The organism is Litorimonas cladophorae (genome assembly GCF_014652455.1).
GTDB lineage: Bacteria > Pseudomonadota > Alphaproteobacteria > Caulobacterales > Maricaulaceae > Litorimonas > Litorimonas cladophorae.
Genome location: NZ_BMYV01000001.1, coordinates 373,622 through 387,637 on the forward strand (window position 1 = coordinate 373,622; position 14,016 = coordinate 387,637).

Genomic DNA, 14,016 nt, shown 5'->3' on the forward strand with positions numbered 1-14,016 from the left:
AGCTGCAGGATCTGCTTTATGAAACTGTATGAGAATTCCGAGCGCCCCATGATCTCTTTTTTGGGATGCCAAGGCCTTCGCTCACACCCTCACGGCCCGATTAGGCCGATCTATCCTTTTTATGTTAAATAAAATATTCAGGCGGTTCAAAGCTTTATGAGCAATTTTGAGAGAATGATCCTCGCTTTCAAAACCTGTGATAACTTACACAGGTTCTTTCGGACAGGGGACAGGGTAGCGCTCTCTATCTCGTTCGGAGGACGGTGGGTCTGAGCGTTTTGGTGTGAGAACCAAAATGGTGCCGGGACTTTTAGAGCGAGCGCACGACATTGCGTGTCCGGGTCTGGTAGGCAGGCTCCGACGTGTAACTATGACCAGCCGTTACCGTTCTATCAAAAACCATTGCCGCGTGGCCTAGCACTTAAGCGAAAGCTTGAATGCGGGGTATTTGCGTAAAACAACATTTTTATTCTGGTATTCCATCGCGAATATCGGCCACGCGGGCAGTCCCTTTTTATGAGACATCGCACTTCGGCAGTTCCCCCTGAAATATGGCGATGGGCTGTGGGCGTAGGCGCTTGTTTGAAAATATGATGCCTGTATTCGGTTTCGACTGCTGGCCCATGAGTGAGACAGCGTCGCCGCTTAGTTGATTTTGCGAAAGGCAAATTCAACTACCCTTCGGGCAGACCCTGTTATCGATCCTCTGAATAATTCTGGATGGATCGATGGGGTCACGTCGATGTGCAAAACTACTTGCACAAATCCGAATCTCGCATTAGGTAGCGCTCCAACTGACGCGGCCCCTCGATTGGCGGTCGCTTTTTTGATGCGCGCGCATCACTAATTTAGATGGAGGCTACCATGGCTGTTCCTAAGAGTAAGATTTCAAATTCCCGCCGCGGCATGCGTCGTGCGCATGACTCCCTCACAGCTGTAAACTACGTCGAAGACAAAGACAGCGGTGAGCTCCGTCGTCAGCATCACATCGACCTGAAAACAGGCATGTATAAGGGACGTCAGGTTCTGACCCCTAAAGACTAAGTCTTTCACACTACATTATTATTAGGAGCCTCCCATGGTTGAGATCGAAACAGTTTTCGCCAGGGAAATCCTGGACAGTCGCGGCAACCCCACACTCGAAGTCGACATTACGCTCAGCGACGGTGCATTTGGCCGCGCGGCTGTCCCATCAGGCGCATCCACGGGCGCGCATGAAGCGGTTGAACTTCGCGATGGCGATAAATCCCGCTACCTTGGCAAGGGTGTCCTCCATGCCGTCAACAATGTGAACACGGAAATCGCTGACGAGATCGAAGGTCTCGACGCGGAAAATCAGCGCGGCATTGACGCGATCCTGATCGCGCTGGACGGTACTGAAAACAAAAGCCGTTTGGGCGCAAATGCGATGCTCGGCGTGTCCTTGGCTCTGGCCAAGGCTGTTGCCGATTCGCAGCAAATTCCGCTCTATCGCTATGTCGGCGGCACACATGCCCACGTTCTGCCCGTTCCGATGATGAATATCATCAATGGCGGCGAACATGCCGACAACCCGATCGACGTACAAGAATTTATGGTCATGCCTGTCGGCGCAGAGAGCTTTTCTGAGGCGCTACGTTGCGGCGCGGAAATCTTCCATGCCTTGAAAGGCAAGTTGAAGGCCGATGGTCACAACACAAATGTTGGCGATGAGGGCGGTTTTGCGCCAAACCTCGATGGCTCCAAACATGCGCTGGACTACATCATGTCCGCTATCGAAGCTGCGGGCTACACACCCGGCAAAGATGTCTTCCTCGCAATGGATGTCGCGTCGACTGAGTTTTACAAGAATGGCAAATATGAGCTAAAAGGTGAGGGTAAGTCCCTGACGTCGGCTGAGTTTGTCGATTACCTCGAAGACCTCGTCGATAATTATCCGATCATCTCCATTGAAGATGGCATGGACGAAGATGATTGGGACGGTTGGGTCGCATTGAACGACCGCATTGGCGGGAAATGCCAGCTGGTTGGCGATGATCTCTTCGTCACAAACCCGAAGCGTTTGAAGACCGGTATCGAAAAGGGTGCTGCCAACTCAATCTTGGTTAAAGTCAACCAAATCGGCACCTTGTCCGAGACATTGGATGCCGTCGATATGGCCCATCGCGCAGGCTTTACAGCGGTCATGTCGCATCGTTCGGGTGAAACGTCCGATACAACGATTGCGGATTTAGCGGTTGCCACGAATTGCGGTCAGATCAAAACGGGCTCGCTCGCACGTTCGGACCGTCTCGCCAAATATAACCAACTTCTTCGTATTGAAGAGCAGCTCGGCGAAATGGCCGTCTATGCAGGTTGGTCCGTGATGCCTCGCGGGAGAGCATAAGCTTTCCGCATAATTGCGTAAGTAACGATTTCGGTGGGAACAGCGCAAACTTAATCCACGGTCTTTCGGGCCGTGTTAAGCTGTTCCTAACCATAATTTCCGATAGACAGGCGTGCACCGCCTTTCACATATCCGCTTGCCGCAACTTGATTTGCGCCGCCGCGCTCCAGCCTTGGGGCTGATGGCGCTTTATGCCTATCTGGCTTTTCACGCTTTTTCAGGCTCGCAAGGTCTGTTGTCCTGGATTAGCTATTCCGATGAGGCCAAGGTTTTACAGGTTAAGTTGGATGCGCGCCAAGCGCGTCACGCGGATCTGAAGGCCCGTGTTGACGCCTTATCGAATGACGGGCTTGACCTAGATGCGCTGGAGATCGCGGCGCGTCGGGATTTGTTTGTTTCGGACACGAATGAAATCACGATTTGGCTTGACCCATAGGGTTCTGATGTCGAAAACGTGCGGGCGCAGCAGCGCGTTTATTTCACATACGAAATACAGGTCCGCACATGGCAAAAAAGCCCTCTAAGAAGTCTGAACCCAAAACGGATAAAGACGAGTTGCTCTCCTACTACAGAGAGATGCTCCTCATTCGCCGGTTCGAGGAAAAAGCTGGTCAGCTTTACGGCATGGGCCAAATCGCGGGCTTCTGCCATCTTTACATCGGTCAAGAAGCTGTCGTTACCGGCTGTCGCGCGGCGATGAAAGACGGGGATCAGATGATCACAGGCTATCGCGATCACGCACACATGCTCGCATGTGGTATGGAAAGCCGCGGTATCATGGCCGAACTTACAGGACGCTCCGGCGGCTTGTCTCGCGGTAAGGGCGGATCGATGCATATGTTCTCGACCGAAAAACATTTCTACGGCGGTCACGGTATCGTTGGCGCGCAAGTGCCACTGGGCGCAGGTCTTGGCTTCGCCAACAAATATCTCGGCAATGGGTCCGTTAGCCTCGCCTTCTTCGGCGATGGTGCGTCAAACCAAGGCCAAGTCTACGAGACCTTCAACATGGCGAAACTTTGGGATTTGCCTGTCGTCTTTATTATTGAGAACAACCAATATGCGATGGGGACGTCCGTTGAACGCTCCTCTGCTGAAACTGAGCTATATAAGCGCGGAAGCAGCTTTGAAATCGAAGGCATTCAAGTCGATGGTATGAACGTCCTCGAAGTTCGCGACGCCGCCGCAAAGGCCATCAAACATGCGCGTGACGGCAAAGGTCCGATGATTTTGGAAATGAAAACTTACCGCTATCGGGGTCATTCTATGTCTGACCCGGCGAAATATCGGTCACGTGACGAAGTCACGAAGACGCGCTCCGAGCGCGACCCCATTGACGCGGTTCGTCATCAGCTCCTCGACAAAGGTTGGGCCGATGAAGCCGACCTCAAGGCATTGGACAAAGAGATAAAAGAAATCGTCAAAGATGCAGCGGACTTCTCTCTTGAGAGTCCAGAGCCCGATCCGTCCGAGTTGTGGACCGATGTACTCCTACCGGTGGAAGGCTAATACTATGGCTATTGATATTCAAATGCCCGCGCTCTCTCCGACAATGGAAGAGGGCACATTGTCCAAATGGCTTGTGAAAGTTGGCGATACCGTTGCATCTGGCGACATTCTCGCGGAAATCGAAACGGACAAAGCCACAATGGAAGTTGAATCGATTGACGAAGGCGTTGTCGGTAAAATTTTGATCGAAGCCGGTACAGACGGCGTCAAAGTTGGCGCTGTCATACTGCAGCTGCTGGAAGATGGCGAAAGCGCCGATGTGTTGTCGGCACCTGTTGGCGGCGACATGATCGTCGAAGACGACAAGGGCGATGATAAGCCAGGCACCGCCGGTGCTGTGCACCCTGAAAACGCAGGCGCCAACCGCGACATGAGCGGTGGCATGCCGCAAGCTGTCGCCGTTGCAAATGACCCAGATATTCCGACCAATATCAAAATGGTTGAGACAACGGTTCGAGACGCACTGCGTGACGCGATGGCCGAGGAAATGCGTCGCGACGAAACTGTTTTCGTCATGGGCGAAGAAGTCGCTGAATATCAAGGCGCGTATAAAGTCACACGCGAATTGCTCCAAGAATTCGGTAGCCGCCGTGTCGTCGATACGCCGATCACGGAATATGGTTTTGCGGGTATCGGCTGTGGTGCTGCCATGGGCGGATTGAAGCCAATCGTTGAATTCATGACGTGGAACTTTGGCATGCAAGCCATTGATCACATTATCAACTCTGCGGCCAAGACGCTCTATATGTCCGGCGGTCAGATGCGCTGTCCTATCGTGTTCCGTGGCCCGAACGGTGCCGCCTCACGTGTGGGTGCACAGCATAGCCATGATTACGCCAGCTGGTACGCCAACGTGCCGGGCCTAAAAGTCGTCGCGCCTTATGATGCGGCCGATGCGAAGGGCCTATTGAAAGCGGCTATTCGCGACCCGAACCCAGTCGTCTTCCTCGAACATGAGCTTATGTATGGGGAGACATTTGACGTGCCAGATATGGATGATTTCATCATTCCAATTGGCAAAGCCAAAGTCCGTCGCGAAGGGACTGACATCACGCTTGTTTCGCATTCCCGCATGGTCGGACGTTGCCTCGAAGCGGCTGATATTCTGGCAGAGCAGGGTATCAGTGCCGAGGTTATTGACCTGCGCACAATCCGTCCACTCGACACAGATACAGTGATCAAATCGGTCAAGAAAACAAACCGCATCGTTTGCGCGGAAGAGGGCTGGGGACAGTCTGGAATTGGCGCCGAAGTGGCGGCGCGTGTCGTCGCCGAAGCGTTCGATTATCTCGATGCTCCGCCAGAACGCGTTTTCCAAGCCGATGTGCCATTACCATATGCCGCGAACCTAGAAGCCTTGAGCTTGCCTGGCACAAAAGATGTGGTCGAGGCGGCAAAACGGGCGTGTTATAAGTGAGCGGATTTCAAAACGGGTATGAGGTTCTCCTAGGCGATAATTACGCATATCCGACAGATTTTGCCTATGATGGGAGAGCCCTAACGGTGCTTATGTCAGCTGGGGTGGATGAAAACCTTAGAGAGACGAAAATAACATTTGAGCCTAGATGGTTCTCCGTGAGTGATGCTTCCGACAAGTTGCCAGTGCCGCCATATTACGATGATCCTATTAAAGGCCTTGGTTTGGGAAGTCTGAAACAATGGTCAGAGCGAGATGAGTTTGAGATATTGTGTTATCATTTTGATCACTTCGATCATGATTTTAAAGTCATATGTATCAAGCCTCCAATCATTGAAGATGTCACTTCAAACAACATTTTAACGAACTCGTAGGTAACCGCGATGCCCATTGAAATCCTCATGCCCGCCCTTTCCCCGACGATGGAGGAAGGCACGCTGTCTAAATGGCTCGTGAAAGAGGGCGATACTGTTTCGTCTGGCGACCTGCTGGCGGAAATTGAAACCGACAAAGCGACGATGGAAGTCGAAGCCGTCGAAGAAGGTACGATTGCGAAATTGCTCGTCCCGGGTGGAACGGATGGCGTGAAAGTCAATGCGCCAATCGCGATCTTGCTTGAGGATGATGAAGATGCGAGCGCGTTGGATGGATATACCGCAGGCTCTGGAGGCGGGTCGACACCCGCGCAATCGGATCAGGCGACACAAGAGGTGAGCTCCAACACCGCGACAACAAAACCAGCTGCGCCACAAGCTGCGCCGCAAACCCAAGCGCAAACTGGTGATCGCATCAAAGCGTCACCTTTGGCCAAACGCCTCGCCAAAGAGGCGGGTATTACGCTGGCAGACGTCACGGGGTCTGGACCGCATGGCCGTATTGTAAAAGCCGATATTGAAAGCTTCACGCCAGCTGCAAAAACTGCATCTGTCGCACAAGCCGCTGCACCTGCACCTGCACCCGTTTCACAGACCACCGAAGTTGGCGCTGTGCGTTCTGGCGGTGCGGATTACCTCGCGAAATTGGGTGTCGAAGCTGGCACATATGATCTCGAGCCATTGGACGGGATGCGTAAAGTCATCGCGAAACGTTTGTCGGCGTCGAACAATAACGTCCCTGATTTCCCACTGATCGTGGATTGTGAAATCGACGCGTTGCTGTCCATGCGCAAGGAATTGAACGCCCAAGCGCCTGAGGGCGTCAAAGTTTCGGTCAATGACATGCTCATTCGTGCGGCAGCCTTGGCGTTGAAAAACGTACCAGCGGCGAATGCGAGCTTTACGCCAGACGGCATTGCTTATCACAAAAACGCCGATGTGGCCGTTGCTGTGGCTATTGATGGCGGGTTGATCACCCCGATTGTGCGCCATGCTGAAAACAAAGGTCTGTCGACAATCTCCGTTGAGATGAAAGACTTGGCTGGCCGCGCACGCGATAAGAAACTTAAGCCGCAGGAGTATCAGGGCGGTACATTTAGTATCTCAAACCTTGGTATGATGGGCATCAAATCCTTCGGGTCCATTATCAATGAGCCCCACGGCATGATTCTCTCTGTTGGCGCGGGCGGACCACGACCAGTCGTCAAAGACGGTGAATTGGCCATCGCAACCGTTATGACTGTAACCTTGACCTGTGACCATCGCGTCGTTGACGGTGCATTGGGCGCGGAATGGTTGGGTGTATTCAAACGTTACGTCGAATCCCCGATCACAATGATGCTTTAGCCGGGTCTCTACCTGACTGAAACTCACCTGACAGGCGAGGCGATTGGCGCAGTTGCGGAAACTATGGTAAAGACCTCCTGAACAAGGAGTTTGTCATGTTGACCAAAGCTATCCTCACGGGCGGCGTCTTATCATTGCTGGCTGGATCCATCGTCTATTTCGGCACAGAGGGTGCCGATGCGATGGATTTTAGCAGCGAAAGCTCAAAGAGTTTTGATCTATCAGGTGACACCACATCGACTGTTAAGTCCAGCGAGGCAGAGACAGAGACAGATAATTTGGCAGGTTCCGCCGATATGTCTCCGCCGAAGGATGAGGCAAAGCCCAAAACACGGTGGTTGGATCAATATTTGAAGGCGTCCAAACCCAAAGCCGAGCCCAAGCCCGAAGCTAAGCCTGAGGCTGACGACAAACAATCCGACGAAAATGATCGCGGTGATGCGCGTGATGAGGCCAAAGGCACTTATGTTGTGTCCGAAGAGCCAAGAGACGAAACCGTGGGCGCGCATGACGACCGTCCCGAAGCGGACGAATATGCCGGCGGCCCACAAGGTGACTTTTCCGAAGTCTTCGGGCTCGTGAGCTCACGCAAAGACGTCGATTATGATCGGGTTTTAGTCGAGGCTGAAAAACTACTCGTCGTTGATATGCGGAATGAAGCACTTCTGGAAATCGTAGATTATGCGGTGTCGCGTGGTGATATGGAAAAAGCGACTCAGATCGGACGAAACCTGTCTAGCCCTGAATTGCGCGACACGGCACGGGCACGAATTGGAAAAGGTCTCGCTCTGCGCGGTGATGCGGAGTCAGCTTTCGCAATTATTGAAGACATTGAGATTGATGAACTTGCCGCACCTATTCGACTGGAAATCATAGCGGCTTTGATGATGACACCTGAAGAGCGCCTCGAGGCGTCTGTCTTTGGTCGTATGAACAGATAAAGTTCGTTTTGAGCCTGATTTGAATAGATTAACTGTTCAAACAGGCGCAGTTTTGCGCCATATATCTTTCGCACATTGCGGGAGATTACTTCATGTCCGAAACATCATTCGACGTCATCGTTATCGGTTCAGGCCCAGGCGGATATGTAACCGCAATTCGAGCGTCCCAATTGGGCTTCAAAGTCGCAATTGTTGAGAAATCTGAGCTGGGCGGTGTCTGTTTAAATTGGGGCTGTATCCCGACGAAAGCTCTCCTGCGTTCCGCCGAAATTTACCACAATATGCAACATGCCGACTCCTACGGGTTGAGTGCAGAGCCGAGCTTTGACCTCGCGAAAATCGTCAAGCGCTCGCGGATGATCGCAAGCCAGCTGTCGGGCGGAATCAAGCATTTGATGAAGAAAAATAAAGTGTCGGTGATCCCAGGATTTGCTACTTTGACCCCAGGAAAAACTGCGCCCACAGTGAACGTCGATGGCAAAGCCTATCATGCCAAACATGTTATTCTGGCGTCCGGCGCCCGCGCTCGAACTATTCCCCAAGCGGGCCTCGAACCAGACGGGAATTTCATTTGGACAGCGCGCGAAGCGATGACGCCAGATACGATCCCAGGCAAGTTACTGGTGATCGGTTCCGGTGCGATTGGGATGGAATTTGCCTCTTTCTTCTCGGCGTTTGGCGCGGATACAACAGTCGTCGAAATGGTTGACCGCATTTTGCCTGCCGAAGATGAAGATATTTCGGCAATGGCGCGTAAGTCATTCGAAAAACGCGGCCTGACAATCAAAACAGAGACACAAGTGAAGTCTGTGAAAACAGATGCCAAAGGTGTTACGGCTATTTTGTCCTCTGGCGGTAAAGACGAAACCCTGCAGTTTGATCGCGTCATTCTCGCAATTGGGATTGTCGGAAACACTGAAGACATGGGTTTGGAAAAACTCGGCGTTAAAGTTGATCGCAGCCATGTGGTCGTTGACGAATTTTCGCGCACGGGCGTTCCGGGATTATATGCTATTGGCGATGTGACGACGCCGCCGTGGTTGGCGCATAAAGCTTCCCATGAAGGCATTATCTGCATCGAAAAAATTGCAGGTCAAAGCCCGCACCCACTTGATGCGAATTCAATTCCCGGGTGTACTTATTGCCACCCACAAATCGCTTCCGTTGGTCATACCGAAGCTCAAGCGAAAGCTGCCGGCTATGACGTTAAGGTCGGCCGTTTTCCCTATATTGGGAATGGTAAAGCTATCGCATTGGGCGAACCAGAGGGCATGATTAAAACTGTATTTGATGCTAAAACTGGGGAGCTTCTAGGTGCCCACATGATTGGCGCGGAAGTTACTGAACTCATTCAAGGTTACACGATTGCGCGTACGTTGGAAACCACCGAGCACGAGCTGATGGAAACGGTTTTCCCGCATCCGACATTATCAGAGATGATGCACGAAGCCGTCTTGGATGCCTATGATCGGACGATCCACTTTTAGGTGCGGGGCGCTTTAGCCGAGGACTATTTTAATCTAGCAAATATTGTTGTTTGGCCATCGGGCGTTTGAACCCGAGACCGCGTAACCAATTTGCGAATTTGATTTTGTTTCGCAGCATGGGCTTTTCAACAATGTACCAGCTCAGAGCGGCGAGTGCGACCGTAGGCGGGAAAGACAGGGCAAACAGTTCCATAACCGATAGCTGAGGGAACCAATAGAAAAGCAACTGCAAGACACACCAATGGTAGATATAGATACCGTAAGATAGGTCTGGGATGCGTTGGAGCCACGCCCATTTGGGAGCTTTCATATAAGCTACCCTGAATATGACCCAGCATAAGACCGCATTCATAACGACTTCTAGGACCTCTGTTTTTCGGAGAAGATAACTAGCCGTGATAAGCGCGGCGAGTGTTATCCATCCGAAATTCAACCGTTCTCGATAGGCATAAATGGCGGCGCCGAGGCCATATGCGATGCCAAACCTAAAGAGGTTTTCTATTGTACCAGGTAGCGCCTCAAAGATGCCAAAGCGGGTGCCGATAATCCAACCAATGCTTGGTAGGACAAACTGAGCCAAAACCATCCATTTTTTACGGAGGAAACCCAGAGAAAATACGGCCAAGGTTCCAATGTAGGCGATAACTTCGTAGCGCAGAGTCCAAAGCGTCGCAGATCCAAATTGTTCGGCGTTCGTGTCAAATATTCCAGGGAGATTCATATCGGTTTCGAAAAACGTCAAAACCATGAGGGGTTGAAGGTACCAATCTGGCGAGGAGAAAAAATCATTCCAAGCGATATTGGTAGCTAATGGGCCAATGATGAACATGACGAAAAGAACGTGAATCGCGAGAGCAGGGAAAATCCGTAGTACACGGGCCGAAATAAAGCTCGGTGTGTCGCCTCGATACACCATAGATTTGGTCACGAGGAACCCAGAAGCAATGAAAAAGAGGTTCACGGCCAAGTAGCTGAATGTGTAATGATACAGCATATGCGGCTCTAATGAAGCGTCGCGCAGGGCGATTGCGTAGGCGTGCCCGAGAACTACTAGAGATGCGAAAACAAGCCGAAGGGGCGTAAAAAAGTTATCGTGACCCTCGGTGATCGCGAAACCTTCGCTAGGGAGCGCGGCTGGTTTTTTTGCGATATTGCTCATCAAATCCCACTTTCGTCCCCGATAAGAGACGCAACACGTCGCCAATATTGGCACAGATGCGTTAATCCACTGCAAATATTGTGCCCGACTGCCGTTGTTGTTCACGACGTGGGCGAGATTCCATATCTTAATCGTCTGAAAACCGTTTTTGGCATTGGATAATTGGTCGAGTCGCTTTGCAAATTCGCCACAGCTTTGGACGTTGAATCGGGTTGAATCTGTGTGTCAAACGGACCATTTACAGAACCATGGCCACATTGCTCGACATAAACTCAAATCGCGTTCGACATCCTGAAAAGGCGAATAAACCTGATACGGAAGTATTACGCAAACCCAAGTGGATACGCGTGAAAGCGCCAACGTCAAAAGGTTACGCTGAAACGCGGAAAATCGTCAAAGATAAAGGGCTCGTGACCGTTTGCGAGGAGGCGGCTTGTCCCAATATTGGGGAGTGCTGGGAAAAGTCCCACGCGACCTTCATGATCTTGGGCGAAATTTGCACACGGGCCTGCGCCTTCTGCAACGTCTCGACTGGATTGCCGCAGGCCTTAGATGCTGACGAGCCGCAGAAAATTGCTGAAGCTGTCGTTGAGATGAAACTAAAGCACGTTGTTATCACTTCCGTGGATCGGGATGACTTAGCTGACGGTGGTGCTCAGCACTTTGTTGAAGTCATCGAAGCTATTCGAGCGAGTTCGCCACGGACAACGATTGAAATTCTCACGCCTGACTTCTTGCGTAAAAACGGGGCAACCGAGACCGTAATCGACGCCCGCCCCGATGTGTTCAATCACAATCTCGAAACGGTTCCGCGTCTGTATTTGAAAATTCGTCCGGGCGCGCGCTACTTCCATTCCTTGCGCCTGTTGCAAAAGGTAAAGGAACGCGATCCGTCGCAATTTACAAAATCGGGCCTGATGGTTGGACTGGGTGAAACTAAAGAAGAAATAATGCAGGTCATGGATGACATGCGCTCTGCCGGAATCGACTTCTTGACGATCGGTCAATATCTGCAGCCCACGCGAAAGCATGCCAAAGTTGACCGATTCGTGACTCCCGAAGAATTTAAATCATATGAGACGATTGCCCGCGCAAAGGGCTTTCTTATGGTCTCGTCTAGCCCATTGACCCGCTCATCCTACCATGCCGATAGCGATTTCGCGCAGCTTCGCGCGGCGCGAGACGCTCAGCTGGGGCTGTAGACCTATGCCTTCTGCACATCTTGTGAGACGAATTCGGCACCGTCCCGAAGATTTGTTTGACCTTGTTTCTGATGTTGAAAACTATCCGAAATTCATCAATCTGATCTCGGCATTGCGTGTGACGAAGCAATTATCTGAGACTGAGTTCGAAGCAGAAGCCATTGTAGCCTACAAGATGCTGCGTGAGACTTTCCGTTCCAAAATTGTGGCTGACTCCGTTGCTGGAAAAATATCCGTCGAAAAGGCGGAGAAAGGCGGCGCTGTTAAATCCCTTCTGAACACTTGGACATTTCACCCCTTGGAAGATGGGTCCACTTTGGTCGATGTAATCGTTGATGTCCGTCTAAAGGCCATGCCGCTTGAGTTTTTACTTCGCGACAAATTCGGGAAGGCTGCCGTACATATTATGAACTTGTTTGAAGTGCGTGCAGGGCAAAATTACCCGCTCGTGGGTAATGAGACTTATGATAGTGTGGCCGAAATGACGTCATTCGGCCTGAGGTCGGATCAGCTCGTTTGATCGAGTTCAGCCAGTAGGGCTTTTAATGCGGCTAGGCAGGTGTGATCACGCACTTTGTTGCGATCCATGCCGTCAAAGAAATGTTTGGCCGAATAGACACCCTGACGGGTCGCAACGCCCATCCATACGGTTCCGACAGGTTTTTCTGCACTTCCGCCACCGGGACCTGCGACACCTGTAACAGATACCGCAATATCCACACCCAGTTTGTTTAAACAACCGCTCGCCATTTGTTCGGCAACAGGCCCGCTAACCGCGCCAAACTCTGCGATGATTGCGGGGTCGACGGCGAGTTGCTCGATCTTAATGTCGTTATGATAGGCAATGATACCGCCGCGGAAGGCAGTCGAACTCCCAGGTGCAGACGTTATTGCTGCGCCAATTAGGCCGCCCGTGCAGCTTTCAGCAGTTGCGATTGTTTGCCCCTGTTCGGTCGCTGTTTTTAACAGTTTGGCGGAAAGCGAAAAAATCTCTGCGAGCATATTCTGGCTCATGCCCTAAACTTCACGGTGGCCGTCGCTTGCGCGGCTAAACCTTCTCCGCGACCGGTAAAGCCTAGCGTCTCGGTTGTCGTCGCTTTCACGCTCACGCGGGATAATGGTATGGTGCACAACTCACTGATACGTTTGCGCATCGCTTCACGGTGGGGTTTTATTTTGGGCATCTCGCAGATCAATGTAACATCGACATGTTGCAAAACGCCTTGACGTTCCCTTAGCTTCTCGATCGCGAAACGTAGGAATTTGTCGGAGGCCGCGCCTTTCCACTTCGGGTCAGATGGGGGGAAATGGTCGCCAATGTCGCCAAAACAAAGCGCGCCGAGAATAGCATCCGTGAGGGCATGGAGACCCGCATCCGCGTCTGAATGTCCAAGCAAAGTGTAGCCGCAGTCAATTGGAACACCGCATAACCAAAGCGGGCCCGCCGACGCATGATCAAACTGGTGAACGTCGAATCCCGATCCAGTGGCGATATAACTTGTGTCGATCATTCTGGCAGCTTTTGCAAAGTCTTCGGGGTAGGTAACTTTAAAATTATCTGGATCGCCCGGCGTGAATGCAATCGATAAGCCCGCTTTTCGTGCGACGGCAATGTCGTCTGCAAAGCTCGTTGTTTTGGCATGGTCTCTATACGCCATAAAGAGTGCATTAAAGTGGAAGGCTTGCGGGGTTTGGACGCGTTGTAATTGATCGCGGTCAACTGAATCTCCCTCTAGAGTTTTCAAGGCATCAGCAATAGGAAGCGCTGGCGCAGCCCCCTGATAGGTTTTTAAGGCCTCTGAGAGCTTTTGCATCATTGGCGAACTCACGAAAGGACGTGCCGCATCATGTATGTAGACGTGCTCAATCCCGAGATTAACCAGCGATTGCAAACCCGCGCGCACAGATTCAGTGCGGGTTGCACCTCCGAGTGTCGTCACCGAGAAAAGGTCCAAGCTTTCTAAAACGCCATCAATCCAGATATCGTCTGAGCTAACAACCACACGGATTTCGTTGAAAATATGAGATTTTCGAATATTATTCAGCGTGTGGGCAATAAGGGGTTGCTCGCCGATTTCGTGATATTGCTTTGGGATATTGCTGCCCGCACGCGTGCCCTTTCCAGCGGCGACCAAAATTAGTGCGGTGCGAGTCATATGCAGCCTAGCTGTTGGTGAATTATTGTGCAGGACGGTAAGACGGCCTATGCTGGTTC

14 protein-coding genes are annotated in these 14,016 nt (G+C 51.7%); 11 read left to right on the plus strand and 3 right to left on the minus strand.

What is annotated here, in order from left to right; genetic code table 11:
• Positions 1–864: 864 nt before the first annotated feature.
• The 9 genes from rpmF to lpdA all read left to right on the plus strand — a co-directional run bounded on the left by rpmF (position 865) and on the right by lpdA (position 9,440).
• Entirely contained in the window at positions 865–1,044 is a 180-nt protein-coding gene (rpmF, locus tag IE073_RS01870; RefSeq protein ID WP_189580577.1) for a 50S ribosomal protein L32, read from the plus strand.
• Positions 1,045–1,078: 34 nt separating this feature from the next.
• Positions 1,079–2,365 carry a phosphopyruvate hydratase gene (gene eno / locus IE073_RS01875; protein ID WP_189580579.1) on the plus strand — a complete coding sequence of 429 codons (1,287 nt, stop codon included), beginning with the start codon at positions 1,079–1,081 and terminating at the stop codon, positions 2,363–2,365.
• Positions 2,366–2,477: 112 nt separating this feature from the next.
• Positions 2,478–2,801 (plus strand): FtsB family cell division protein, encoded by a 324-nt coding sequence (locus IE073_RS01880; protein WP_189580581.1) that lies wholly within the window; start codon positions 2,478–2,480, stop codon positions 2,799–2,801.
• A 68-nt stretch (positions 2,802–2,869) separates the two neighbouring features.
• Complete coding sequence (pdhA, locus tag IE073_RS01885) at positions 2,870–3,874, plus strand: pyruvate dehydrogenase (acetyl-transferring) E1 component subunit alpha (RefSeq protein WP_189580583.1); 1,005 nt, start codon at positions 2,870–2,872, stop codon at positions 3,872–3,874.
• 4 nt (positions 3,875–3,878) lie between these two features.
• Positions 3,879–5,291, plus strand: coding sequence for a pyruvate dehydrogenase complex E1 component subunit beta (locus IE073_RS01890; protein ID WP_189580585.1), 1,413 nt, complete (start codon positions 3,879–3,881; stop codon positions 5,289–5,291).
• On the plus strand, positions 5,288–5,665 hold the full coding sequence (locus IE073_RS01895; protein ID WP_189580587.1) for a hypothetical protein: 378 nt from the start codon (positions 5,288–5,290) through the stop codon (positions 5,663–5,665). Before IE073_RS01890 ends, IE073_RS01895 begins: the two co-directional genes overlap by 4 nt.
• 9 nt (positions 5,666–5,674) lie before the next feature.
• Positions 5,675–7,012 carry a pyruvate dehydrogenase complex dihydrolipoamide acetyltransferase gene (locus IE073_RS01900; RefSeq protein WP_189580589.1) on the plus strand — a complete coding sequence of 446 codons (1,338 nt, stop codon included), beginning with the start codon at positions 5,675–5,677 and terminating at the stop codon, positions 7,010–7,012.
• Between the two features lie 95 nt (positions 7,013–7,107).
• A complete protein-coding gene (locus IE073_RS01905; protein ID WP_189580593.1) occupies positions 7,108–7,953 on the plus strand; it encodes a hypothetical protein in 846 nt (281 codons plus the stop codon).
• A 92-nt stretch (positions 7,954–8,045) separates the two neighbouring features.
• Entirely contained in the window at positions 8,046–9,440 is a 1,395-nt protein-coding gene (gene lpdA / locus IE073_RS01910; protein WP_189580595.1) for a dihydrolipoyl dehydrogenase, read from the plus strand.
• A 28-nt stretch (positions 9,441–9,468) separates the two neighbouring features.
• On the opposite strand, the gene IE073_RS01915 is transcribed toward lpdA, so the two are convergent.
• Positions 9,469–10,599, minus strand: a complete 1,131-nt coding sequence (locus tag IE073_RS01915) for an acyltransferase family protein (protein WP_189580598.1) — start codon at positions 10,597–10,599, stop codon at positions 9,469–9,471.
• A gap of 248 nt (positions 10,600–10,847) precedes the next feature.
• Here IE073_RS01915 and lipA point away from each other — a divergent pair, with 248 nt between their 5' ends.
• Together lipA and IE073_RS01925 are read left to right on the plus strand one after the other, a co-directional pair.
• On the plus strand, positions 10,848–11,801 hold the full coding sequence (gene lipA / locus IE073_RS01920) for a lipoyl synthase (RefSeq protein WP_189580601.1): 954 nt from the start codon (positions 10,848–10,850) through the stop codon (positions 11,799–11,801).
• Positions 11,802–11,805: 4 nt separating this feature from the next.
• The gene (locus IE073_RS01925) at positions 11,806–12,321 is read left to right on the plus strand and encodes a type II toxin-antitoxin system RatA family toxin (RefSeq protein WP_189580604.1); all 516 of its coding nucleotides are present in this window, start codon (positions 11,806–11,808) and stop codon (positions 12,319–12,321) included.
• Here IE073_RS01925 and IE073_RS01930 read toward each other — a convergent pair.
• The gene (locus tag IE073_RS01930; protein WP_233349729.1) at positions 12,309–12,815 is read right to left on the minus strand and encodes a CinA family protein; all 507 of its coding nucleotides are present in this window, start codon (positions 12,813–12,815) and stop codon (positions 12,309–12,311) included. The two genes, IE073_RS01925 and IE073_RS01930, sit on opposite strands and share 13 nt — an antisense overlap.
• Positions 12,812–13,957, minus strand: coding sequence for a bifunctional 2-C-methyl-D-erythritol 4-phosphate cytidylyltransferase/2-C-methyl-D-erythritol 2,4-cyclodiphosphate synthase (locus IE073_RS01935; RefSeq protein ID WP_189580607.1), 1,146 nt, complete (start codon positions 13,955–13,957; stop codon positions 12,812–12,814). Before IE073_RS01935 ends, IE073_RS01930 begins: the two co-directional genes overlap by 4 nt.
• Positions 13,958–14,016: the final 59 nt, after the last annotated feature.